The organism is Kribbella monticola (assembly GCF_003261635.1).
Classification (GTDB): Bacteria; Actinomycetota; Actinomycetes; order Propionibacteriales; family Kribbellaceae; genus Kribbella; species Kribbella monticola.
Map to the genome: position 1 here is coordinate 531471 of NZ_QFXK01000031.1, position 23144 is coordinate 554614.

The 23144-nt window shown below is 67.4% G+C and carries 21 protein-coding genes; 8 read left to right on the forward strand and 13 right to left on the reverse strand.

All coding sequences use genetic code 11. The annotated features are described in order from the left end of the window. Positions 1–48 precede the first annotated feature (48 nt). A complete protein-coding gene (locus DIZ26_RS21950; RefSeq protein WP_112244361.1) occupies positions 49–426 on the forward strand; it encodes a DUF3224 domain-containing protein in 378 nt (125 codons plus the stop codon). Here DIZ26_RS21950 and DIZ26_RS21955 read toward each other — a convergent pair. Next, complete coding sequence (locus DIZ26_RS21955) at positions 411–1052, reverse strand: spermine/spermidine synthase domain-containing protein (protein ID WP_112244363.1); 642 nt, start codon at positions 1050–1052, stop codon at positions 411–413. The genes DIZ26_RS21950 and DIZ26_RS21955 overlap by 16 nt on opposite strands. Before the next feature lie 336 nt (positions 1053–1388). Here DIZ26_RS21955 and DIZ26_RS21960 point away from each other — a divergent pair, with 336 nt between their 5' ends. Then, positions 1389–2183, forward strand: a complete 795-nt coding sequence (locus DIZ26_RS21960) for a hypothetical protein (RefSeq protein ID WP_157979777.1) — start codon at positions 1389–1391, stop codon at positions 2181–2183. Positions 2184–2252: 69 nt separating this feature from the next. Here DIZ26_RS21960 and DIZ26_RS21965 read toward each other — a convergent pair whose 3' ends face one another. From DIZ26_RS21965 to DIZ26_RS21980, 3 genes are all read right to left on the reverse strand, one after another. Beyond that, complete coding sequence (locus DIZ26_RS21965; RefSeq protein WP_112244367.1) at positions 2253–2951, reverse strand: aggregation-promoting factor C-terminal-like domain-containing protein; 699 nt, start codon at positions 2949–2951, stop codon at positions 2253–2255. Between the two features lie 164 nt (positions 2952–3115). Then, positions 3116–4453: a PhoH family protein gene (locus tag DIZ26_RS21970; protein ID WP_112244369.1), complete on the reverse strand. Its 1338-nt coding sequence runs from the start codon at positions 4451–4453 to the stop codon at positions 3116–3118. A gap of 1580 nt (positions 4454–6033) precedes the next feature. Further along, positions 6034–6813 (reverse strand): isoprenyl transferase, encoded by a 780-nt coding sequence (locus tag DIZ26_RS21980; RefSeq protein WP_112244371.1) that lies wholly within the window; start codon positions 6811–6813, stop codon positions 6034–6036. Positions 6814–7046: 233 nt separating this feature from the next. Here DIZ26_RS21980 and trhA point away from each other — a divergent pair, with 233 nt between their 5' ends. After that, positions 7047–7751 (forward strand): PAQR family membrane homeostasis protein TrhA, encoded by a 705-nt coding sequence (gene trhA / locus DIZ26_RS21985; RefSeq protein WP_112244373.1) that lies wholly within the window; start codon positions 7047–7049, stop codon positions 7749–7751. A 1-nt stretch (position 7752) separates the two neighbouring features. Here the strand turns inward: trhA and DIZ26_RS21990 are convergent, their stop codons facing one another. Further along, positions 7753–8244 carry a MarR family winged helix-turn-helix transcriptional regulator gene (locus DIZ26_RS21990; protein WP_112244375.1) on the reverse strand — a complete coding sequence of 164 codons (492 nt, stop codon included), beginning with the start codon at positions 8242–8244 and terminating at the stop codon, positions 7753–7755. 98 nt (positions 8245–8342) lie between these two features. Here DIZ26_RS21990 and DIZ26_RS21995 point away from each other — a divergent pair, with 98 nt between their 5' ends. Beyond that, positions 8343–9554: a phosphotransferase gene (locus tag DIZ26_RS21995; RefSeq protein WP_232828507.1), complete on the forward strand. Its 1212-nt coding sequence runs from the start codon at positions 8343–8345 to the stop codon at positions 9552–9554. On the opposite strand, the gene DIZ26_RS22000 is transcribed toward DIZ26_RS21995, so the two are convergent. Beyond that, complete coding sequence (locus DIZ26_RS22000) at positions 9547–9945, reverse strand: nitroreductase/quinone reductase family protein (RefSeq protein WP_232828508.1); 399 nt, start codon at positions 9943–9945, stop codon at positions 9547–9549. The two genes, DIZ26_RS21995 and DIZ26_RS22000, sit on opposite strands and share 8 nt — an antisense overlap. Before the next feature lie 116 nt (positions 9946–10061). Here DIZ26_RS22000 and DIZ26_RS22005 point away from each other — a divergent pair, with 116 nt between their 5' ends. Further along, positions 10062–10586, forward strand: coding sequence for a hypothetical protein (locus DIZ26_RS22005; protein ID WP_232828509.1), 525 nt, complete (start codon positions 10062–10064; stop codon positions 10584–10586). On the opposite strand, the gene DIZ26_RS22010 is transcribed toward DIZ26_RS22005, so the two are convergent. The 4 genes from DIZ26_RS22010 to DIZ26_RS22025 all read right to left on the reverse strand — a co-directional run bounded on the left by DIZ26_RS22010 (position 10583) and on the right by DIZ26_RS22025 (position 18135). Further along, positions 10583–12001 (reverse strand): M28 family metallopeptidase, encoded by a 1419-nt coding sequence (locus DIZ26_RS22010; RefSeq protein ID WP_112244383.1) that lies wholly within the window; start codon positions 11999–12001, stop codon positions 10583–10585. The two genes, DIZ26_RS22005 and DIZ26_RS22010, sit on opposite strands and share 4 nt — an antisense overlap. A gap of 75 nt (positions 12002–12076) precedes the next feature. Continuing rightward, complete coding sequence (locus DIZ26_RS22015) at positions 12077–13657, reverse strand: M4 family metallopeptidase (protein WP_232828510.1); 1581 nt, start codon at positions 13655–13657, stop codon at positions 12077–12079. A 168-nt stretch (positions 13658–13825) separates the two neighbouring features. After that, positions 13826–15901, reverse strand: coding sequence for a M4 family metallopeptidase (locus DIZ26_RS22020; RefSeq protein WP_232828511.1), 2076 nt, complete (start codon positions 15899–15901; stop codon positions 13826–13828). A gap of 257 nt (positions 15902–16158) precedes the next feature. Then, a complete protein-coding gene (locus DIZ26_RS22025) occupies positions 16159–18135 on the reverse strand; it encodes a thioredoxin domain-containing protein (protein WP_112244387.1) in 1977 nt (658 codons plus the stop codon). 130 nt (positions 18136–18265) lie between these two features. On the opposite strand from DIZ26_RS22025, the gene DIZ26_RS22030 reads away from it, so the two are divergent. Beyond that, on the forward strand, positions 18266–18832 hold the full coding sequence (locus DIZ26_RS22030; RefSeq protein WP_112244389.1) for a Uma2 family endonuclease: 567 nt from the start codon (positions 18266–18268) through the stop codon (positions 18830–18832). Between the two features lie 12 nt (positions 18833–18844). Here the strand turns inward: DIZ26_RS22030 and DIZ26_RS22035 are convergent, their stop codons facing one another. The 3 genes from DIZ26_RS22035 to mca form a co-directional block, all read right to left on the reverse strand. Next, on the reverse strand, positions 18845–19867 hold the full coding sequence (locus DIZ26_RS22035; protein ID WP_112244391.1) for a copper resistance D family protein: 1023 nt from the start codon (positions 19865–19867) through the stop codon (positions 18845–18847). A 98-nt stretch (positions 19868–19965) separates the two neighbouring features. After that, the gene (locus tag DIZ26_RS22040; RefSeq protein WP_157979778.1) at positions 19966–20286 is read right to left on the reverse strand and encodes a hypothetical protein; all 321 of its coding nucleotides are present in this window, start codon (positions 20284–20286) and stop codon (positions 19966–19968) included. A gap of 40 nt (positions 20287–20326) precedes the next feature. Beyond that, complete coding sequence (gene mca / locus DIZ26_RS22045) at positions 20327–21238, reverse strand: mycothiol conjugate amidase Mca (RefSeq protein WP_198676209.1); 912 nt, start codon at positions 21236–21238, stop codon at positions 20327–20329. Here mca and DIZ26_RS22050 point away from each other — a divergent pair. Both DIZ26_RS22050 and greA read left to right on the forward strand, forming a co-directional pair. Next, positions 21226–21642: a DUF4307 domain-containing protein gene (locus DIZ26_RS22050; RefSeq protein ID WP_112244397.1), complete on the forward strand. Its 417-nt coding sequence runs from the start codon at positions 21226–21228 to the stop codon at positions 21640–21642. The two genes, mca and DIZ26_RS22050, sit on opposite strands and share 13 nt — an antisense overlap. A gap of 447 nt (positions 21643–22089) precedes the next feature. Further along, the gene (gene greA, locus DIZ26_RS22055; RefSeq protein WP_112244399.1) at positions 22090–22602 is read left to right on the forward strand and encodes a transcription elongation factor GreA; all 513 of its coding nucleotides are present in this window, start codon (positions 22090–22092) and stop codon (positions 22600–22602) included. The last annotated feature ends 542 nt before the right edge of the window (positions 22603–23144 follow it).

Genomic DNA, 23144 nt, shown 5'->3' on the forward strand with positions numbered 1-23144 from the left:
CTGTGGACAACGCCACAAGGAAACCCAACGCCGCAAGAAGGAGCACCGATGAGGTTCACGCAGCCGTTCGAGATCACCAAGTGGGACCAGTCCTCGTACGACGAGGACGGCGACCTCACCCTCGGTCGCGCGTCGGTCGGCAAGAACTTCACCGACGGCGACCTGGTCGGCACCAGCGCGGCCGAGCTGCTGATGGTCGGCACCGAGGCCGGCCCAGCGGCGTACACGGCGGTCGAGCGGTTCACCGGCACCCTGGCGGGCCAGGAGGGCGACTTCGTGATGGTGCACGGCGCCAGCTCCGACGAGGACGCGTCCCACGGCAAGATCGTGGCGGCGACCGGCGGGTTGGCAGGCCTGACCGGCACGGTCGTCTACGAGCACGACGACAAGGGCCCGCGGCTCACCCTCGACTACGAGCTGGCCTGATACACGTAGTACGTCTCGTCGCGCCCCTGTAGCTCCACCGGGACGGGCCTGACCTCGCATCGCCCGAAGACAGCCCGTACTGCGGTCTCCAGTGCGGATGACGCCGACGAGGACCAAACGGTCAGTACGCCGTCTGCCCGGAGCTTCTCCTTGCACAGGGCAAGGAACGACGACTCGTAGATCCTCGCGTTCTCGTCGTACACCAAGAAGTCGGGCCCGTTGTCCACATCGAGCAGAATCCCGTCGAGCGAGTCGGCCTCTTCACGACCCACAACGTCACGGACATCACCGACGACGACAGACACGCGCGGATCGTCCAGCACCGACGGCACCACCCCGTCGCGCATCCATTGCACGAGCTCCGGCTCGATCTCGGCGACCACGACCTCCCGTACGCCGTCGTCGGCCAGCAGCGTCCGCACGGTGTACCCGAGCCCCAGCCCGCCGACCAGCAATCTCGAAGGCGAGCCGCTCAGCGCAACCGAGGCCAGGAGCTCCTCGCTGGACGTCTCCCGATCGTCCATCACGAACACCCCGTTGACCCGCAACTCGAGCGCACCGTCGTCACCGCGCCGCCGCAGTACCAACTCGCCCCGCTCACCAACCCCCCGCGCCACTTCACTCACCCCCGCATCTTCCCCCACTCGCTACGTCCGAAGAGGCGAGGGTCCTGCCCCACAACCATTCGGACGCAAGCGCGGAGAGATTTCCACAGGCGGGAGATGAGTGAGGCGAGTTCGTCGCGGGTCGGCAGGTTGTGGGGTGTGGACGAGAGTCGGAGGGAAGAAAGTAGATGTCGGCGAGGGAAATGGTGTGGGCGATGTGAGACCTGCCGTCGGTCGCGCGCGCAGGAAAGGCGGCGCCGCCAGGCAGCAGCTCTGGCTGATCAGCAAGGTGGTGTCGTCTCACGCGTGCAGTTGTATGCCGTCGGGTGGACCCGGTGGCAGGTGCAAGCTCAGGTCGTGGCCGGTCGATGGGTGATCAAGGGCAGGCAGACCATCGCGGTGACAACCGGCGCCGTACCGGAGTACGGCAAGTGGTGGGTCGCCGTACTCGAGGTTGGCTCCGGGGCCGCTCTGGATGGGGCGTCCGCGCTCCGCGCAGCCGGTCTGAAGGGTTTCGACGGGCCCATCCATGTTTCGACGCCCAAGTCCGCAAGGCCGCGCCATCCGCGCGGAGTAGTGGTCCACGAGACCCGGAGGCGCCAGCCCGCCGACCTAACCCTGTCCAAGCTTCCGCGCGTGCGTCCTTCGGTCGCGGCCGTCCGGGCAGCCCTGTGGGCTGTGAGCGACAGACAGGCGTCGCTGTTGCTCGTGATGTCGGTCCAGCAACGCGTGGTGACTCCGGCCCAGCTCGACGAGGCGCTGTCCTCGGTCCGGCGACATCGGCGGCGGCGATTCCTGAAGAAGGTGATCGACGAGATCGCGGGCGGAGCCCAGTCGACAGGGGAGCTCGACTTCCTCCGCCTGGGGCGTGATTACGGGCTGCCTGAACCGGACCGGCAGACTCGCCGGGTGACGGCCGCCGGAATCGCCTTCCTGGATGTCGAGTGGACGGAGTACGACGTCGTGGTGGAGATCGAAGGCGTCCATCACCAAGAGGCCGATCGCGCGCTTGCGGACGCCTTGAGACAGAACGAACTCACCATCGGCAGATCGCACGTTCTACGGATCCCCGTCATCGGCCTGCTCACCACCCCCGACCGATTCCTGGCTCAAGTCGCCCGTCTCCTCCGCGCCCAAGGCTGGCGGGGCTGACTCCTACGCTTACGTCCGAAGAACTGTGGGTCAGGACCCTCACTTCTTCGGACGTAAGCGGGAAGTGGCTCAGTACCAGCCCCTGGCCTTCGAGTGGGACCAGGCGTTGCAGGGGGAGCCGTATGCGTCTTCGATGTAGTCGAGGCCCCACTTGATCTGTACTACGGGGTTGGTGCGCCAGTCGGCGCCGTACGCCGCCATCCGGTTGCCGGGGAGCGCCTGCGGGATGCCGAAGGCCGACGAGGTCGGGTTGTCGGCGTTCACCTTCCAGCGGGACTCCTTGGTCCACAGGCTGTCCAGGCAGCTGAACTGGCTCGACTTCCAGCCGTGGTCGGCGAGCAGGTTCATCGCGATCTCCTTCGGCGTACCGGAGATCTTCTTGCGCTCCGCGTCGCGGCTGGCGCGCTCGTCGCGGGACTTGCTGTCGGTCTTCTGCAGGGCCTTGTAGCGGGCGATCGCGGCGTTCTTCGCCTTGCGCCGGAGCGCGGCCTGGTCCTGCATCGCCTTCCGGGCGGCCTCGACGGCCTCGATCTGGTTGCGTAGCTGGGCGACTTCCTGCGCCTGCTCCTCGATGCTGAGCGGCTTGGCCGACGGCGACTTCGCGGCCTTGGCCTTCTCACTGTTCAGCACGGCGAGTTCGGCGCGGCCGGACACCGGGTCCGAGGCGGCGCTGCTCCCCGGGGAGCTGAAGAGGTCGAGTCCTGCGACAACCGAGACGACGACGATCCCACTGACTGCGAGGATCGCGACGGAGCGCTTCGCTTTCATCTGTCCTTCCGAATTACCCGACCCCCGTCGGCTGCAACTGGAACATACTCTGGCCTAAACACACCGTGATCACAACCACGTCACAATGAACGGTGCGGCCACATGGCGTGTGGCCGCACCGGGTACCGCGAAAGTCTTACTTCTCCTTTACGGAAACAAACTTTCTACAGCTGGACGTCCTCCAGCATCTCCGTCACCAGCGCCGCGATCGGCGACCGCTCCGACCGGGTCAGCGTGACGTGGGCGAACAGCGGGTGCCCCTTCAGCTTCTCCACCACCGCGACCACGCCGTCGTGCCGGCCGACGCGCAGGTTGTCCCGCTGGGCGACGTCGTGGGTCAGCACGACCCGCGAGTTCGCCCCGATCCGGGACAGCACGGTCAGCAGGACGTTGCGCTCCAGCGACTGCGCCTCGTCCACGATCACGAACGCGTCGTGCAGCGACCGGCCGCGGATGTGGGTCAGCGGCAGTACCTCGAGCATGCCGCGGTCCATCACCTCGTCGATCACGTCACCGCTTGTCAGCGCGCCCAGCGTGTCGTGCACGGCCTGTGCCCAGGGCGCCATCTTCTCCGACTCCGAGCCCGGCAGGTAGCCGAGTTCCTGGCCGCCGACCGCGAACAACGGCCGGAAGACGACGACCTTCTTGTGCTGCCGGCGCTCCATCACCGCTTCCAGCCCGGCGCACAACGCCAGCGCCGACTTCCCGGTACCGGCCCGGCCGCCGAGCGAGATGATCCCGACATCGGGGTCGAGCAGCAGGTCCAGCGCGACCCGCTGCTCCGCGGACCGGCCGCGGATGCCGAAGGCCTCCCGGTCGCCCCGGACCAGCCGGATCCGCTTGTCCGGCATCACCCGGCCGAGCGCGCTCCCGCGCTCCGACAGCAGCACCAGCCCGGTGTGGGTCGGGAAGTCCCGGCCCTCGGGGATGTCCAGTACGCCGTCCTCGTACAACGAGTCGACGTCGCTGGTCGGCACCTCGAGCTCGGCCATCCCGGTCCAGCCGGACGACTCCAGCGCGAGCTCCGCGCGGTACTCCTCGGCGACCAGCCCGCAGGCCGACGCCTTGACCCGCATCGGCAAGTCCTTGGAGACCAGCGTGACGTCGCGGCCCTCGGCCTTGAAGTTGCAGGCGACCGCGAGGATCCGGCTGTCGTTGTCCCCGAGCCGGAAACCGGCCGGAAGCCCGTTCGGGTCGGTGTGATTGAGCTCGACCCGGAGTGTTCCACCCTTCTCCCCCACTGGCAGGGGCGCGTCCAACCGTCCGTGCTGGATCCGGAGCTCGTCCATCAGCCGCAATGCGGTACGAGCGAAGTAGCCGAGCTCAGGATGATGCCGTTTTGCCTCCAGTTCGGTGACGACGACCACCGGAATGACCACCTCGTGCTCGTCGAACCGCGTCATCGCATGCGGGTCCGACAGCAGCACGGAGGTGTCCAGCACGAAAGTGCGCTGGTCCGGCGTGGATGAGGGGTTTGACGCCTTGGCGTGGGTGGCAGCCATGTCGCACGTCCTCTCGGACCGCAGCGTGCACCACGCCCGGTCCACCAGTGGTTAGGTGTTGGACCGGGTCCGGGCCCGGGGACCTGGTGCAGGCCCCCTCCGTCGCGCAGCGCTCACGCGACCAGAAATCAGCGAGGATGAGACCGAGGGTCTCGGGCACTCCGTTCGGCCCCTCATGGGGCTACCGGTGAGCAGTTATGTCTCATCTGATCGGGCCTCCCGGACGACCGGCTTCCCCTCCGACCGTCACTGTTGAGAGTAGGTCGGTCCGGCAACAGCCGCAGCCCGACACGCCAGCCCGCGGGGTTAACACGGTGTTACACCTTCGTGCGAGGCAAGGAAAGGCGAGCGGAGGGCCAAGCAAAGGAAAGGAAAGCGAGCGGAGAGCTCGTGCAAAGGCAAGGAAGCGCGAACAGCTGCGGTGAAGGGAAGGACAGCGAGCCGAGAGGGCCTTCCCCCGCCCGGGGGAAGCCGTTCGCTCAGCGGGGTGAGCCGGTACTGCGGGCTGCCGCGCCACGCTGAACGCATGCTCAAAGCAACGCTCCGCAACTGGCCGCTCTGGACGGGTTACCTGGCAGCCGTCTGGTCCTTCCTCTACGGCGTTCTCGGCGTGTACTGGACGGCGGGCGGAGCGAACTATCCGTTCGCCAAGGTGGACGACGACCACTCGACCGCCTCACTGCTGGAACGCACACCGGCGCACGTCGTGGCGCCAGTGCTGGCGGCAGTGGGCTTCGCGGGAGCAGCAGTCGCAATAGCCATGACCTTCAAGCGCTCGAAGGCATTCGAGGTGTTCGCCGTAGTACTGGCGGTAGTGCTCGCACTGCTGATCCCCGACTACACGCTGTTGGCAATGGTTGCCATGGCCCCGGCACTGATCGTCTTCGCGTTCACCGGCGTCCCCGGTCCGCAGGACGGCCTCGGCGACATCCTGTACTGGCACCGGGTGAACCTCATCCTGATGTTCATCGGCGGCCTCCTGTGGGCTGCCACCGCGCTCGCCTACCACCGCCGAACACGCGACCTCTGCCCGAGCTGTGGACGCAGCGACCGCCCTGTGAAGGCGTGGCAGACACCTGAGGGTTCACTGCGCTGGGGACGCCGTGCCGTCCAGCTAGCGGTCGTCGTGAACCTCCCGTACGAGTTCACCCGGATCGCCTGGTACTTCGGCTGGCCGCTCGGCATCAGCGACGAGTTCCACCAGATGATGGCGGACACGCCGTACATGCTCGAGATGGGACTCGTGCTGGCTGTGCTGGCCCTCGGCGGCAGCCTCCTCACCCATGGCCTGGTCCATCGCTGGGGCGAGGTCTATCCGCGCTGGATCTGGTTCAAGGCAGGCCGACGCATCCCACCGGCGCTCGCGATCGTGCCGGCCTCGGTAGTGGCCGCAGTGCTGATCCCGGCCGGGCTGATGAACATCCGGCTGGAAGACGACAACGACGAATGGGGCCTGGTGCTACCCGGCACACTCTGGGTCGCCTGGGGCGTTGCCCTCGGAGCAGCCACCTACGCCTACTACCTGCGCCGCCGTACTACGTGTCGCCGGTGCGGCCGCGGGTCGCCTGCGCCCGCAGTACTCAGGTCCCGAAGCGACGCTCGCGCTGAGCGTAGTTCCGGATCGCGCGGAGGAAGTCCACGTGCCGGAAGTCCGGCCAGAGCGCCTCGCAGAAGTAGAACTCGCTCAGCGCGCTCTGCCACAGCAGGAACCCGCCCAGTCGCTGCTCCCCCGACGTCCGGATGACCAGGTCCGGATCGGGCTGGCCCTTGGTGTAGAGGTGCTCGGCGATGTGCTCGACGTCGACCCGCTCGGCCAGCTCCTCGATCGAGATGCCCTTGGCGGCCTCCTCGAGCAGCAGCGAGCGGACCGCATCGGCCAGTTCGCGACGGCCGCCGTACCCGACGGCGACGTTGACCAGCATGCCCTCGACGTTCTGGGTGGCCGCCTCGGCGCCCTTCAGTACTTCGGCGGTCGCGCCGGGCAGCAGGTCGAGCGCGCCGACCGGGTGGATCCGCCAGCGGCCGATCGAGGTGAGCTCCTCGACCGTCTGCTCGATGATCCGCAGCAGCGGCTCCAGCTCCTCGGCGGGCCGGCTCAGGTTGTCGGTGGACAGCATCCACACGGTGACCACCTTGACCCCGACCTCGTCGCACCAGCCGAGGAACTCGGTGATCTTGTTCGCCCCCGCCTCGTGACCGCGCGAGACCGGGTCGCCGGTCGCCCGGGCCCAGCGCCGGTTGCCGTCGATGATGACGCCGATGTGGCGCGGCATCCGGTCCGGTGACAGCGATCGCGCCAGCCGGCGCTCGTACAGTCCGTACACCGCGCTGCGCAGCTTTTGCTTGCCAGGTGTCCGCATGGGCAGATGATCTCCTCGGGATGCTCGCCTACGAGGCTAACCGACAAACGGCCGCTTGAGAGTGGCCGGAAGTGTCATCGAACTTTCGCCGTGCTTCGTTCGTCGGACACTCCGTGCGGGCGTGCCGTATCGCTGAGATCGCCTAGATTTCATCCTTACGAACCATTGAACTTACGGGACCGTAGGTTACGGTTGCGTAGGTAAGCTTCTGCCCCGCGCACGAGAGGATGGCGATGACGGCCAGGACGACCACCAGCACCACCTCCCCTGAAGTCGGTCACCGGTTGTCCGGCGCTCTCGCGCCGCTGAAGCCGAAGCTCCGCGGCTGGCTGCACGCCGGCACCTTCCCGCTGGCCACCGCGGCCGGGATCGTGCTGATCTGCCTCGCTCCGACCACCAGTGCGCGCTGGGCCGCCGCGGTCTACACGCTGGGCGCGATGCTGCTGTTCGGCATCTCGGCGCTCTACCACCGGTTCTACTGGGGCCCGACCGGCGAGGCGATCCTGCGCCGGCTCGACCACAGCAACATCTTCCTGCTGATCGCCGGCACCTACACCCCGCTCGGGATGGTGCTGCTGCGCGGCAACGACCGGGTGCTGCTGCTCAGCATGGTCTGGGGTGGCGCCCTGCTGGGCATCCTGTTCCGGATCTTCTGGGTCGGCGCGCCCCGCTGGCTCTACACCCCGATCTACCTGGCACTCGGCTGGGTGGCGATCTTCTGGATGAACGACTTCTACCACCTCGGTGGCGCGGCCGTGGTCAGCCTGCTCGCGATCGGCGGCGGGCTCTACTCGATCGGCGCGGTCATCTACGGCACCAAGCGGCCGAACCCGTCGCCGACCTGGTTCGGCTTCCACGAGATCTTCCACGCCTGCACGGTGGCCGCCTTCATCTGCCACTACATCGCGGTCAGCATCGCGACGTACAGGGCCGGCTGAGCTAGGCCTTCTCGAGCCATTCGAGTTCGTCGGCGAACGGCTGACAGAGCTCGAGCAGAATGGTCCGCAGTACTTCGTAGCGCTCGGGTCCCAACTGCTTCTTCCACGCCGTCTCGACGCGCCCGATCGCCGCTAGGCTGAAGGCGACCGCCTCGTCACCCTTGCCCGTACGCCGGACCAGCCGGACCCGGCGATCGTCGGGGAGCCGCTCCGACTCCGTGTAGCCCAGCTTCTGCAGGTAGTCGACGTGCTGCCCGAGCCCCTGTTTCGTCATCCCCGCGACGCCGGCCAGGTCGGTGATCCGGGCGCCCGAGTCCGGGATCAACTCCAGCAACCGGTAGTGCGACACCCGCAGGCCGGGGAACTCCCGCTCGGAGTCGGCCAGGATCTCCGCCCGGAGGTGTTTCAGGGCGAGACCGAACAGGCCGGCGATGTGCGCGCCCCGCTCGGCGGGCGGCTGCGGGCGGCCCGAAAGGGCGTTGACGGAAGTCATAAGGCAACTTTACTATCTCGATGGTAAGGCTGCTTTACTTCTTCACTGGGGGCCGGCATCTGAAGGCTGGCTGAAGGGTCCGGCGCCAGGATCGGGACATGACGTCACCACCGGGGGGAACCATGAACGGCACCGCAAACGTGACCGAGGCGCTCGCACCGCTCGGCCGCGACGCACTGGACGAGCAGGAGTTCACCGAACTGGTCGAGGCGATCACCGCCGAGCCCGGCGCGCGGCCCATGTCCGCCCGAGTCGTACCGGTCGACTACCTGATCGGCACCCCGAGCACCGAACAGCTGCTCCGGCTGTTCGGTACGGCGGAGTTGCCCAGCGGCGAGCAGGTCGCCTGGTCGTGCTTCGTCAAGAAGCTGCAGTCGGCCCGGCACTGGCCGATGATCCACGTCGTTCCCGAGCCGGTTCGCCAGGACTTCATCGACAAACTGCCCTGGCGGCTCGAGATCGCCGTCCACCGCAGCGGCATCGCCGACATCCTGCCCGACGGCCTGCGGCTGCCGACGGCGTACCGGATCGACGAGCACGAGGACGACCGGGCCGTGCTGTGGATGGAGAACGTCGACCAGGCGCCGGGGTGCTGGCCGCTGGAACGGTTCGAGCGCGCGGCGTACCTGCTCGGCAGGTTGTCTGCGCGGCGGCAGACCCACCTGGTGCAGCCGTTCCTGGCGCGCGAGGACGTCCAGGTGCCCGGCCTCGGGCTGCGCTACTACACGAGCGGACGCGTGCAGATGGCCGCCTTGCCAGGGTTGGCCGACGAGCAGACCTGGCGGCACCCGCTACTCGCTTCGGCGGTCTGCAACGCGGGTGACCACGGACTGCGGGACGAGCTCCTCGAACTGGGCGCCCGGCTGCCCGCAGTACTGGACGCATTGGATGCCTTGCCGCAGACCTATCAGCACGGGGACGCGAGTCCGCAGAACCTGCTGGTGTCCAAGGACAACGAGGACGAGTTCGTGGTGATCGACTGGGGCTTCGACTGCCCGCAGGCGGTCGGCTTCGACCTCGGTCAGCTGCTGATCGGCCTGGCGCACGCGGGCGAGTTGTCCCCGGACGCCTTGCCTGCCGTGCATCGCGTCATTCTGCCGGCCTTCAGGGAGGGGTTGGCTGCCGATGGAATGGCTGTGCCCGAGGAGCAGGTTCGCTACGGCTATCTCGGCTCGTTGATGTGCCGAGCGGCCTTCACCGCCTTGCCGCTGGAGCTGTTCGGCAAGAACGATTCCGTCACCGAGGCATTGTTCTACGAGCGCGTCCGATTGACCCGCGCCATCGTCGACCTGGTGAAGGAGATCAACTAGGGGTCAGCAGGAAGACGCGGATCTCGCGTCCGCTGCGTACGACGTACGTGTCGTAGGCGGGCCAGACGCGCGTCACGAGCGGCCAGACCCGGTCCCGCTCGGCGCCCTCGGCCAAGGCTGCGCGGACCGGGAACTCACGGCCATCGGACAACAACACGGTGGCTCGTGGCTCGGCGAGCAGATTGGCAGACCACGCGGGATGCGTTTGCTGACCCCAGTTGGATGCCGTGACGACGAAGCGAGCGCCGTCCGGGGCATAGATCAGCGGCACTGTCCGCGGCTGACCGGACTTACGGCCGGTGGTGGTCAGAAGCAGAGTAGGCAAGGCGGATCGGCCGATGACGGTGACACGTCCACCAGTCTTTCGTTGCAGCCAGCGATCGATCGGCACGGCTGCGCGACCGACAGTAGCGAACCAGCGGTGGTGCCCTAACGACCGGATGACATTCGTGTACCAGCCCACGCACGAAGGATCCCATCAGCCTTTGCGGGGGTATCCATGAGGGTGTGAAGAACCTTCAGTACGCAGCACTGGCAGCCGCTGCCGGCCTCATCCTGGCCGGCTGTGGTGACGAGACGAAGGCCGGCAGCGGTACCACCGCTCCGCCCGCCAGCACGCCTGCGACGAGCACCCCCGCCCCCAGTACGCCCACGAGCGCCCCGACCAGTACGCGCACGTCCGACGCGCTCCCACTCACGGTCACCAGAAGCGGCGGTTTCGCCGGCTTCGACGACCGGGTCGTCCTCGGTTCGGACGGCATCGCCAGTGTCAGCCGCCGCGGCCAGAACCCGGTCCGCTGCAAGGTCGAGCCCGGCCTGTTCGACACCGTCGTCACCGCCGTCGGACAGGTCGACTGGGCCGCGGTCGGATCGACGAAACCGACGGTCCGGCACCCCGACGACATGGTGATCGCCGTGTCGGCCGGTGGCGGACTCGCGCGGCTCGAGGACCCCAAGGTCAAGCCGATGGTGGCCCCGGTCAACAAACTGCTGACCGAGACCACCTCCGCGAAGCTCTGCAAGCCGGCCTAGCCGGCAGTCAGGGCCACGTCGTCGATCACGAAACTGGTCTGCAGTGAGGAGTCCTCGGCACCGAGGAACCTCACTGTGACCGTTTTGCCCTTGTAGGCAAGGACATTGAGTGTCTTCTGCACGTACGACGTGCTCTTGTCCAGGTTCGAGTACGTCGCCAGCGTGGTCGTCGTACCGCCGTCGACCACCTGCACCTTGACCGTGTCGTAGACCGTCGAGGTGGTCGTCTCGGCGGTATCGATCCGGATCCACAACGACAGGCTGGCAGCGGTCGCGGAAGCCGGGATCGCGACGGACTGGCCGATGTTCTCGGTGCTGCTGCGACCGTTGCCCTGTAGCCACGCCTTGTAGCTACCGGAGTGGGCCGGCTTGGAGGTGCTGTTGGTGATCACACCCGTCGTACCGGTCCAGTTCGTGGCACCCGATTCGAAGCCGGGGTTGAGCAGCAGGTTGTCCCCCGTCGGCGGCACCGTGGTCCCGTAGTCCTTCTGGGCGTAGTTCCAGATCATGTAGCCGATCGCGTCGATCTGGCGGTCCAGCGAGGTCAGGTTCAGGTTGTTGATCGTGTCGCAGGACCGGTGGTAGCAGGCGTCGAACGCCTGGTTCGCCGTACCGCCCCACTTCGTCGCCTGGGCGGAGGTCTTGATCTCCTCGGCGCCGGAGAAGGTCCCGGCGGTCGGGATCCCGAGCGAGCGGAACGCCGCGTGGTCCGAGCGACCCTGGACGTCGACGTACTCGGTCTGGATGCTCTTGCTGGTGAAGTACGCCTTCAGGTCGTCGCGCGCACCGTTGCCGGCCGCGTTGTCGTCGTAGATGAAGTACCCCGGGTTGGGCGAGGCGATCATGTCGAAGTTCAGGTACAACTCGATCTTGTCGCGCTCGGCCGAGGGCAGGTTGTTCACGTAGTACTTCGAACCGAGCAGACCCAGCTCTTCGGCCCCCCAGAAGCCGAAACGCAAACGATTCTTGGGCACCTGGCCACTCGCGGCGTACTCCAGCGCGGTCTCCAGGACGCCCGCGCTACCGCTGCCGTTGTCGTTGATGCCCGGACCGGCGCTGACGCTGTCCAGGTGCGAGCCTGCCATCACCACATGGTTCGGATCGCCTTGCGGCCACTCCGCGATCACGTTGTACGACGTACCGGCCGAGGTGCTGAACGACTGCAGAGTGGTGGTGAAGCCGGCCGCGTCGAGTTTGGCCTTCACCCAGTCGGCGGAGGCGCGGTAACCGGTCCGGCCGGTGTAGCGGTTGCCGCCGTTGTTGGTGGCGATCGTCTGGAGCTGGTCCAGGTGCGCCTTGGTGTTGGTGACGGAGATGTCGGGTGAGTCGACGGCGTTGGCGGCCGAGCCCGGGACGAGGACGGCCGTGGCGATCAGGGCGACGCCTAGTACGCCGTACAGAGGGGACTTGAGCATGGGCGGATACTCCTTTGCCTCACAAAGGACGGGTCCGGTGTGCGGCCTGGGCAAGCCGCACACCGGACCCCAGTGTTAACAGGCCGCTGAGCCTGCCGGAACCGAGATGCCACTGAACGCAGCCTGGATGCCCTTGCACTGGGCAGAGCCCGCTCCGTACAGCTCCTTCGCGGATGTGATGGCGCCGTTGCGGGCGTCCCTATACGTCGAACCCGAGCTGAGCTTGGTGCTCAGCGTGCGGTACCAGACCTTGGCGGCCACGTCACGGCCGACACCGGCGAAAGTCGTGCCGTTGCAGGCGGTGCTGTTGTACGTGACACCGTTGATGGTCTTACTTCCAGTGCCCTCCGAGGCCAGGTAGAACCAGTGGTTCAGCGGGCCGGAGGAGTAGTGCGGGTCGAGACCGCCGGTGCTGGTCGACCAGCAGTCCTTGCTGCGACCGTCCTTGGACGGCTTGTCCATGTAGCGCAACGGGGTGCCGTTGCCGTTGATGTTGATCTTCTCGCCGATCAGGTAGTCACCCGGGTCCGACGAGTTGTTCGCGTAGAACTCGACCATGGTGCCGAAGATGTCGCTGGTGGCCTCGTTCAGGCCGCCCGCGTCGCCGGAGTAGTTCAGGCCGGCCGTTGCCTCGGTGACACCGTGGCTCATCTCGTGCCCGGCGACATCGATCGACGTCAACGGGTGGGTGTTGCCCGACCCGTCGCCGTACGTCATCTGCGTGCCGTCCCAGAACGCGTTCACGTAGGCATTGCCGTAGTGAGTCCTGCTGCGAGCGCCCTGGCCGTTGTTGAAGATGCCGTTGCGGCCGTGGACGTTCTTGTAGTAGTCCCAGGTCAGCTGAGCACCGTAGTGCGCGTCGACACCAGCGGTCTGCCGACTCGAGGCGGAACCGTTGCCCCAGACGTCGTCGGCGTCGGTGAAGGTGGTGCCGGAGCCGGAGGTGGCGCCGTTGAGATCGGTGGTGTAGTTGTTGCCGCGGCTCGGGTCCTTCAGCGTGTAGCTGCCGGACGTACCGATCGAGACCGTGCCGGAGTACATCGACTTCCCGGTACCGGTCTTGATCTCGTCGTCGGTCGCCAGGACCGCACCGGAGTTGGCGTCGATGAACGAGTGCAGCACCGAGGGCGTCTGGTCGGCCTTGACGCCGGTCGTGACGACCTCGTACGCGAGCACCGGCTTGCTGGGCGTCACGTAGACGACGAGCGAGCCCTTGTTGCCGGTGGCCTTGAAGCCGGCCGACTTCGCACCCTTGGCAAGAGCCGCCGACTGGGACAGCGTCGGCTTGGTCGACGCGACGCCGACCTTGTGGGCCCCACGGTTGTAGGTGACCCCGCTGATCGCGCCGTCACCAGTGCGCTTCACGATCAGGTCGCCGCCGGCGACCTTCAGGCCGTTGAACGTCCGGTCGTACCGGACGTACTCCGTCCCGTCGGCGTCCTTCACCACATCCTTGACCTTCAGAACTTCACCACTGGCCAGCCCGAGCGCCGCCGCGGTCTTCGCGGACAGCACCTGCTCGGACTGGACAGCGGCCGGCTGGTCGAAGCCGGAACTGGGCAACGGAGCGGAGTTGACAGCCGCTCCGGCCGGCACGATGGCCAGGCCTGCCGCCGCTACGACGGCGATTGCCCCTACTGATGTCAGTTTCTTCAAGACAGCACTCCTCACGGTTTCGTCGCTGAATGGGCGCAGCGACCGGATTCGCCTGGATACGTGCTCGATGGCAGGGGAACTCCCGCACAACGGGAGGAACCAGGGCAGGCCGGGGGCGAATCAGGGCGGCGACTCGCCCCCGGATCCTGCGGAACTACGGTGCGCCGATCAGCTGACGGTCAGCGCGGTGTCGTCGATGACGAAGCTGGTCTGCAACGAGGAGTCCTCGGCACCCAGGAACTTCACCGTGACGGTCTTGCCCTTGTACGCCGTGACGTCGAACGTCTTCTGCGCGTACGCCGTGTTCTTGTCGAGGTTGGACAGCGTGCCGAGAGTGGTGGTCGTCGAACCGTCCACGATCTGCACCTTCACCGTGTCGTACGCCGTGGAGGTGGTCGTCTCGGCGGTGTCGATCTTGATCCACAGCGAGAGGTTCGCTGCGGTCGCCGTGGCGGGAATCGCCACGGACTGGCCGATGTTCTCGGTGCTGGTGCGGCCGTTGCCCTGCAGCCACGCCTTGTAGCTACCCGTACGGGCCGCCTTCGACGTGCTGTTGGTGATCACACCCGTCGTACCGGTCCAGTTCGTGGCACCCGATTCGAAGCCGGGGTTGAGCAACTTGTTGTCGCCGGTGGGCGGCGGCTCCGTGGTGCCCCCGCAGACGGCGGCGCCGGCCGGGACCGAGATGCCGTTGAACGCGGCCTGGATGACCTTGCACTCGTTGGAATCGGCGCCGTACAGCTCCTTCGCGGAGGTGATGGCTCCTTCCCGGGCGTCCTTGTAGGTGCTGCCCGAGCTGAGCTTGGTGGTCAGCGTGCGGTACCAGACCTTGGCAGCCACGTCGTGGCCGACACCGGTGATCGTGCCGCCGTCGCACGCGGTGCTCGAGTGCGTGACGCCGCCGATGACCTTGCTGCCGGTGCCTTCGGAGGCCAGGTAGAACCAGTGGTTCAGCGGGCCGGAGGAGTAGTGCGGGTCCAGGCCACCGGTGCTGGTGCTCCAGCAGTCCTTGCTGGCTCCGTCTTTCGACGGTTTGTCCATGTAGCGCAACGGGGTGCCGTTGCCGTTGATGTTGATCTTCTCGCCGATCAGGTAGTCACCTGGGTCGCTCGAGTTGTTCGCGTAGAACTCGACCATGGTGCCGAAGATGTCGGAGGTGGCCTCGTTCAGACCGCCCGCGTCCCCGGAGTAGTCGAGGTTCGCGGTGGCCTCGGTGACGCCGTGGCTCATCTCGTGACCCGCCACGTCGATGGCGGTCAGCGGGTGGGTGTTGCCCGAGCCGTCGCCGTACGTCATCTGGGTGCCGTCCCAGAACGCGTTCACGTAGGCATTGCCGTAGTGGGTCCTGCTGCGAGCGCCCTGGCCGTTGTTGAAGATGCCGTTGCGGCCGTGGACGTTCTTGTAGTAGTCCCAGGTCAGCTGAGCACCGTAGTGCGCGTCGACACCAGCGGTCTGCCGGTTCGATGCGGTTCCGTCGCCCCAGGTGTCGTCCGAGTCGGTGAACACCGTGCCGTTGCCGGAGGTTGCGCCGTTGAGGTCCGTGGTGTTGTTGCCACCACGGTTGGGGTCGGTCATCGAGTAGCTGCCCGACGTACCGATCGAGACTGTGCCGGAGTACATCGAGTTGCCAGTGCCGGTTTTGATCTCGTCGTCGGTCGCCAGCACCGCACCGGACTTGGCGTCGATGAACGAGTGCAGCACCGAGGGCGTCTGGTCGGCCTTGACGCCCGTAGTGACGACCTCGTACGCCAAGACCGGCTTGCTGGGCGTCACGTAGACGACGAGCGAGCCCTTGTTGCCTGTGGCCTTGAAGTCCGCGGACTTGGCGCCCTTGGCAAGAGCTGCCGCCTGGGACAGCGTCGGCTTGGTGGAGGCGATCGCGACCTTGTGGGCGCCGCGGTTGTAAGTGACGTGGCTGATCGCTTCGCCCTTGCGCTTGACGATCAGGTCGCCGCCGACCACCTTGAGACCGTTGAAGGTCCGGTCGTAGCGAACGTATTCGGTGCCGTCGGCATCTTTCACGACGTCGCTGACCTTGAGCACCTCGCCTTTAGCGAGGCGGAGCGCTACCGCGGCCTTCGCAGACAGCGCCTGCTCGGCCTGGACGGCGGCCGGCTGGTTGAAGCCCGCGGCCGGCAGCGGCGCCGTACGGGTGGCGGCTCCGGCGGGCGAGCCGGTGAAGGTCGCAGCCAGTCCAGCTGCTGCGACGACGGCCACCGCCCCTGCTGATGTCAGTCGTTTCAAGACAGCATCTCCTCACGATGTGGCCGCTGTTTGGGCGCAGCGACCGCGTTGTGGTTGCTGTTTGGGCGCAGCAACCGCTTGCAGATGTGGACGCCGGACGATCCTGGCCCAGCAGTGCCATTGCCTACTTGTGACACTGCGTGGCAGGTCGTGCGATTTCTGTTACATCCGACTGAAGGAGGACTCTGGCCCTTCACAGCAGGTGGCGTCAAGCGATTCTGCCGAAATGACAGGGAAAACCCGCACTGTGCGAGGGGTCAGCGGGCTGGGTTCAACTCACGGCGAAGGTCTTCCGGCAACACGACGGGCAGCCGGCAGGTGAACTTCTGACACACGTACGCCGCGGGGCGGCCGTCGCGCAGTTCCCGGCCGGCCATCAGCGGCACGTCGAGTCCGGGCTCGCCCTGAACCACCGCGGTACCCCACGGCGAATTCGTGATCGCGACGCGCAGCAGTTCGTCGGAGACACCGGCGATGGCGATCTCCAACGGGCCGGCCGCAAGCGTCTCGGCAACGGCGAGAGCCCTCCCGGCGAACCGGGGTGCCCGGGCAGCCAGCGCCGCCGAAGCCGCCAGCGCCTGCTCGGCGGCGGCCTCGTACCGGGTCGATCCGGTCAGCGAGGCCAACGTCGTCAAGGCCTCCGCCGCGAGCGATACGCCGGACGGGCTCGCATTGTCGGTCGGGTCCTTCGGCCGCCAGGCCAGGGCCTCGGCGTCGGCCGCCGTGTCGTAGAAGGTGCCATCGGCAACGAACTGCTCAATCACCCGTGACAGCAGAGATTCGGCGGTCGTCAGCCAGCTGGCATCGCCGGTCACGCCGAGCAGTGTGAGACATGCCTGCGCGAAGGCAGCGTAGTCCTCGAGTACTCCGTGCGCAGTACCGACCTTCCCGTCGCGCGACGTCCGGTGCAGCCGGCCGGACTCGTCGAGATGCACCTCCCGGACCAATCCGGCCGCGCCGACCGCCGCCTCGACGTACTCCGGCCTGGCCAGTACTACGCCCGCCCGGGCCAGCGCTGTGATGGCGAGACCGTTCCACGCCGCGACGATCTTGTCGTCACGGGCGGGATAGGTGCGCCGGTTCCGCGCGTCCCGTAGTACGGACCTCAGTTTGTTCCATCGGGCGGAATCGTCGGGGTCGTTGCGCAACTGCAGGACGGACAGGCCGTGCTCGAAGGTGCCGGTGACCTCGCAGAGGTCGATCACCCAGGCGGCGTCGTCGCGGCCGAGCACGTCGCGCAGTTCGTCGGGCGACCAGACGTAGTACTTGCCCTCGACACCTTCTGTGTCCGCGTCGAGGGCGGAGGCGAAACCGCCTTCTGGCGTGCGGAGTTCGGCGAGGAGGAAATCGGCTGTCTCGGTCGCGATCCGCTCGGCCAGCGGCTCACGTGTCAGCGCGAACCACTGGGTGTAGACGTCGAGCAGGAGCGCGTTGTCGTACAGCATCTTCTCGAAGTGCGGCACCACCCACTGCCCGTCCACGCTGTACCGCGCGAAGCCGCCGGCGAGCTGGTCGTACATGCCACCGCGGGCCATCCGCTCGCAGGTCTCGGTGACCATCCGCAGCGCCTCGGCCGAGCCGGTGCGGCGGTGGTGGCGCAGCAGGAAGTCCAGCACCATCGACGGCGGGAACTTCGGCGCTCTGCCGAACCCCGCGTCGACGGGATCGAACTCGGCTCTCAGCAGGTCGACCGCTCGATCAAGCGTCTCGGCGTCGATCGCCCCACCGGCCGGGTGACTGCGAGCACCGAGTTGGGCCACCACGTCACGGCCGATCTGGTCGATCTGGTCGCGCTTGGTCCGCCAGGCATCGGTCAGCGACTCCAGCACCTGGCGGAACGTCGCCATCCCGTGCCGCGGCTCGGAGGGGAAATAGGTCCCGCAGAAGAACGGCTCGCCGGCCGGGGTGAGGAAGACCGACATCGGCCATCCACCCTGCCCGGTCATCGCGACGGTGGCCTCCATGTAGATCGCGTCCACATCGGGACGCTCCTCACGGTCCACCTTGATACTGACGAAGTGCTCGTTCAGGTACGCCGCGGTCGCCTCGTCCTCGAACGACTCGTGCGCCATCACATGACACCAGTGACAAGCCGAGTACCCGATGCTCAAGAACACCGGCACATCCCGCTCCCGAGCCTCCGCGAACGCCCCCTCGGACCACTGCCGCCACCCCACCGGATTCCCAGCATGCTGCCGCAAGTACGGCGAAGTGGACGCCCCAAGCTCGTTCATACACCCACCTTAAGCAGACCGGCTTTACACAACGCCAAGCCGACCGCGCTGTCGACCAGGATCCACACCGCCGACCCGTTATCCTGAGTTCTGCACCACCGGCCTGTCGCAGACCCAGGGGAGGTACGCCGTGACCGCGGACATGATTGCTCCGGCGTGGATGCATTCCCAGATCACGGCTGAGCAGTACGACTCCTGGTCTGCGGAGCAGTGCGCCGGCATCGAGATCGTGGACGGGATGGTCGTAGTGACCCCGAGCGCTTCTATTCGGCACAACCGACTGGCGCGGTTCCTGGCAAACGGGCTGGAGCTCGCCGCGGGTGCGGACTGGAATGCGGACACCGACTTCGACGTCCGCCTGCAGGATGTCCCGCTGACCAATCGCCGACCGGACGTCGTGGTCTACCGAGCAGACAAAATCGACACTTTGCCGATGCGACCCGAGTACGTGCTGCTGGTTGTCGAGGTTGTGTCGCCCGGCTCGGAGACCACGGACCGGGTCGTCAAGGCGGACCAGTACGCGCAGGCCGGAATCGCCTTCTACTGGCGGGTGGAGCAAGCAGCTACCGGCGTCCCACTGGTGTACACCTACGTGCTGGACCCAGCAAGCCGGTCGTACCGCGACGGCGAAGTTTTCACGGGCATCGTGAAGTCGACTGTTCCCTTCGTCGTAGATATCGACCTCGCCGCTGTCTGATCCAGCTTCGCGTCAGGCGGTTTGGGCTAGGGCTACTGAGAGGCCTATGGCGATGGCCATGACGACCAGTTCGCCGCCTACGAGTTGCCAGAAGGGGCGGGTGAACTCGTTGACCTTGGAGATCACGCGGCGGCGGTGGAAGGCGCCGGCGGTGATCAGTACGACGAAGGCGACCGTTTTGGCCAGCAGCAGGCCGCCGTACGCGTCGGAGGTGAGGACGTCGAGCGCCGAGCCGAAGCCGCCGCCCTTGGCCGCGAGCCGGCCGGCTGCGCTGATCACGCCGCTCACCAGCACCGCGATCGAGGAGGCCAGCGCGACCTGGCTGAACCGCTCTAGTACCAGCGGCAGCCCTTGCCGGCTGGCACGTCCGTAGCGAACCAGGCCTGCCAGTCCCCCGACCCACGTGGTCGCGGCGATCACGTGGATGACCAGGGCGGCGCCCGCGAGTACGACATACGACTCGTTGCGCGGGTACGTCGTGAGCGCGGGTGGGACCAGCGCGGCGATCGCCACCAGTACGCCGAGTGCCGCGGCCGACGAGGTCTGGACCCGGCGGATCCCGATCGCGAGCGCGACGACGAGGATGCCGGTGATCAGCAGCGCCTTCACCTCGGGCACACCGAGCGCGTCGTCCAGCTTCAGCCGGAGCAGATCGACTCGGGTGTCGGTGAGTACTGCGGCCGTGATGATCGCGCCGCCGAACGCCGCGACCGCCCAGATGATCGCCGAGTTGCTGGCGTCGCGGATCGCTCGCCGACCCTGCAGGCCCAGCGGGCCACCGTCCGTACGCAACAGCACCACAGCGGCGAGCAGTGCACCCGCACAGCCGACGGTGGCCATCGTGGACATCAGCCGGAAAAAGGGCAGCAACCAGTCGACGACGATGCCGGGGCCACCGATCCCCACGTCCTGCGGCTCACTGCCGGCGGCGTACAGCCCGGCGACCAGCGCCACGGAGGCGACCAGCACCGCACTCGCACCACCCGCTACCAGACGTCCGGGCACGCGATGCCGGGCGGCGCGGGTCGCGGTCACAGAGCGTTCCCGCCCTCGGCACCTTGGTTCGACACGCGCTCACTATAGGGTCGCGGTCGAAAAGAGATACGTCACGACACCATCTCGTGACAATCCCCTTACCTAGTTGGTTTCGAGCCCGGTTCGGAGCCTTCCGCGTCAGTCGTCCGCGGCGCGGCAGCGCCAGCCCGGTCCGCTGAGCTGTCCGTGGTCGGCTGGTCTACGGACAGTGCTCGGCCGGGCGCAGTCGCGTCCTCGGCCGTCGCCTGCCCATCGGTGGGATCGAAGTCGATCCGCTTCAACTGTTTGCCCATGTTGCGCCACAGCAGCACCGTGGCGGCACCGAGCGCGAGCACGATCAGCAGCGCGACCCAGCCGGGCCGGACCGAGTTCGGGTCGATCTCGGTCATCGGGCGCCCGGTCGTCAGAAGTGGGGTCATCGCGGTCACCTGGCCAGTGTCTCACCGTCGCGCCCGGCCCTCAGCGCAGCCCCGCGAACAGGTCGTCCTCGGGCAGTTCGGACTCCACCACGCTGCGGGCCAGTTCGTAGTCCTCGGTGGGCCACGCCTGCTGGTGAACCTCCAGCGGTACGGCGAACCACGCGCCGTCCGGGTCGATCTGGGTCGCATGCGCGAGCAGCGCCCGGTCCCGTACGCCGAAGTACTCCGCGCACTCCACCCGGGTGGTGATCCGGCGCTCGTTCTCCGGGTCGGGCTTCCAGTCCTTCAGGCGCTCGGCGTACGGCGATTCGAGGCCGCGGGCAATCATCGCGTCGTGCAGCGCCTTCATCCGCTCGCGGTGGAAGGTGTGGTGGTAGTACAGCTTCAGCGGCTGCCACGGCTCGCCGAGGTCCGGGTACGCCTCCTTGTCACCGGCTGCCTCGAAGGCGGCCACGGTGATCTGGTGGCACATCACGTGATCCGGGTGCGGGTAGCCGCCGTTCTCGTCGTACGTCGTGACGACCTGCGGGCGGAACTCGCGGATCAGCCTCACCAGCGGTGCGGCCGCGTCCTCCACCTTGAGCGAGGCGAAGCAGCCCTCCGGCAGCGGCGGCAGCGGGTCGCCCTCGGGGAAGCCGGAGTCGACCCAGCCGAGCCATTCCTGCCGGATGCCCAGGATCTCGCGGGCCGCGTCCATCTCCTGGCGGCGGATCTCGCTGATGTTCGCCAGTACCTCGGGGCGGTCCATCTTGGGGTTCAGGATCGATCCACGCTCACCGCCGGTACAGGTGGCCACCATCACGTCGACGCCTTCGGCGACATACCGGGCGGTCGAGGCGGCACCCTTGCTGGACTCGTCATCGGGGTGGGCATGGACATGCAGCAGACGAAGATCTTCGGTCACAAGACACAATGGTCCTCCAAGCCCGAGGAGAACCGTTGACCGACCCATCCGCAACCGACCTGGACGCCCGTTACGGCCGGACCCGTCGTGGCCGCCGGCCGCTCGTCTTCGGGGTCGTCGGGGTCGTGGCGCTGACCGGGCTGGTCTGGCTGCTATGGGCCGCTTTCGTGCAGGCCACGCCGCCGGTGTCGTCGCGGTTGCTCGGCTACACCATCACGTCGCCGACCTCGGCGACCGCGACCATCCAGGTGGACCGCTCGAAGAACGTCGAGGCGAACTGCCGGCTCCAGGCGAAAGCGGCCGATTTCTCGATCGTCGGCGAGGTGACGCTGAAGGTGCCGGCCGATTCACCCCGCCGCCAAAGCCTCGAGGCCACCCTGACGACCCAGCGCAACGCGACCGCCGTAGTACTGGTCGGCTGCACCACCGCCAACGCCCACCGCCCCCGCTGACACCCACCGCCCCCGCTGACACCCACCGCCCCCGCTGACACCCGCCGGCCCGCTGACACCCACTGCCCCGCTGACACCCCGCGGGTCCGCTCACGCCCACCGTCCCCGCTGACGCCCCCGTCCCCTCCGATACCCACCGGCCCGCTGACACCCACCGCCCGCTGACACCCCACCGGCCCGCTGTTACGGCTCAGAATCTCTGCCCGATCGGGTTTGTTAGTTCATTTCGGCCTCACCGGCCTTTTGTGTCAGCGCCTACCGGCGCAGTGGCAGGTTCAGGAGGGGTAAACGATTGCCTTCCGGGCGCGCAAACGTTTGCGTACAGTTTGTGAATGGGCGGAACTGTGGGGTTCCGGGCCTGATCTTGCTACGCTCAGTGGATTGGTCGCCGTCGACGACGGCGGCCAACGGCTTTTCTGCCCATCCCATCGACACAAGGAGCAGCCCGTGACGCAGAAGGTTGACGAGGACAGCGTTGTCTGGCTGACACAGGATGGTTACGACCAGCTGAAGTCCGAGCTCGAGCACCTCAAGGGCCCTGCCCGTGCCGAGATCACCCAGCGGATCAGCGACGCCCGCGACGAGGGCGACCTCAAGGAGAACGGCGGGTACCACGCCGCCAAGGACGAGCAGGGCAAGATGGAGGCCCGGATCCGGCAGCTCGAGGACATGCTGCGCCGGGCCCGCGTCGGCGAGACCCCGAAGGCGGGCGGCAAGGTCGAGCCCGGCATGAAGGTGTCCATCAAGTTCGCCGGCGACGACGACGTGGAGACGTTCCTGCTCGGTTCCCGCGAGTTGCTCGCGCTGGACGCGTCGGTCGACATCGACGTGTACTCGCCGCAGTCCCCGCTCGGCTCAGCGATCCTCGGCAAGAAGAAGGGCGACAAGGCAACCTACGCCGCCCCGAACGGCAAGGACGTCACCGTAGAAATCGTCGCCGCCGTCCCCTTCACCGGCTGACCCACCAAACCCCAGCGCGCCCCGGTGAACCCCACCGGGGCGCTCTCCTGTCCCACCCCCAGATACGCCTCCGGCACCTCCCGGCGTACGCCACCTCCTCCGGCACCTCCGGCGTACGCGACCCCCTCCGGCACCCCCGGCGTACACCGCCTCCCTCGCGGCACCCCCAGCGTACACCGCCTCCCTCCGGCACCCCCGGCGTACACCGCCTCCCTCCGGCACCCCCGGCGTACGCCATCCCCCTCCGGCACCTCCCCGCCTACGCCATCCCCCTCCGGCACCTTCCCGCCTACGCCATCCCCTCCGGCGCCTCCCCGCGTACGCCGCACCCTCCGGCACACTCCCCGCGTACGCCGCACCCTCCGGCACCTCCCCGCGTACGCCGCACCCTCCGGCACCTCCCCGCGTACGCCGCACCCTCCGGCACCTCCCCGCGTACGCCACCCCCCACCGGCACCTCCCGGCGTACGCCACCTCCCACCGGCACCTCCCGGCATACGCCACCTCCCACCGGCACCTCCCGGCGTACGCCATCCCCATCC

Coding starts and splice junctions, on each gene's coding strand:
- DIZ26_RS21950 (WP_112244361.1), top strand. CDS start 49: ATGAGGTTCACGCAGCCGTTCGAGATCACCAAGTGGGACCAGTCCTCG.
- DIZ26_RS21965 (WP_112244367.1), bottom strand. CDS start 2,951: ATGAAAGCGAAGCGCTCCGTCGCGATCCTCGCAGTCAGTGGGATCGTC.
- DIZ26_RS21970 (WP_112244369.1), bottom strand. CDS start 4,453: ATGGCTGCCACCCACGCCAAGGCGTCAAACCCCTCATCCACGCCGGAC.
- DIZ26_RS21980 (WP_112244371.1), bottom strand. CDS start 6,813: ATGCGGACACCTGGCAAGCAAAAGCTGCGCAGCGCGGTGTACGGACTG.
- trhA (WP_112244373.1), top strand. CDS start 7,047: ATGACGGCCAGGACGACCACCAGCACCACCTCCCCTGAAGTCGGTCAC.
- DIZ26_RS21990 (WP_112244375.1), bottom strand. CDS start 8,244: ATGACTTCCGTCAACGCCCTTTCGGGCCGCCCGCAGCCGCCCGCCGAG.
- DIZ26_RS21995 (WP_232828507.1), top strand. CDS start 8,343: ATGACGTCACCACCGGGGGGAACCATGAACGGCACCGCAAACGTGACC.
- DIZ26_RS22010 (WP_112244383.1), bottom strand. CDS start 12,001: ATGCTCAAGTCCCCTCTGTACGGCGTACTAGGCGTCGCCCTGATCGCC.
- DIZ26_RS22025 (WP_112244387.1), bottom strand. CDS start 18,135: ATGAACGAGCTTGGGGCGTCCACTTCGCCGTACTTGCGGCAGCATGCT.
- DIZ26_RS22040 (WP_157979778.1), bottom strand. CDS start 20,286: ATGACCCCACTTCTGACGACCGGGCGCCCGATGACCGAGATCGACCCG.
- mca (WP_198676209.1), bottom strand. CDS start 21,238: ATGGGTCGGTCAACGGTTCTCCTCGGGCTTGGAGGACCATTGTGTCTT.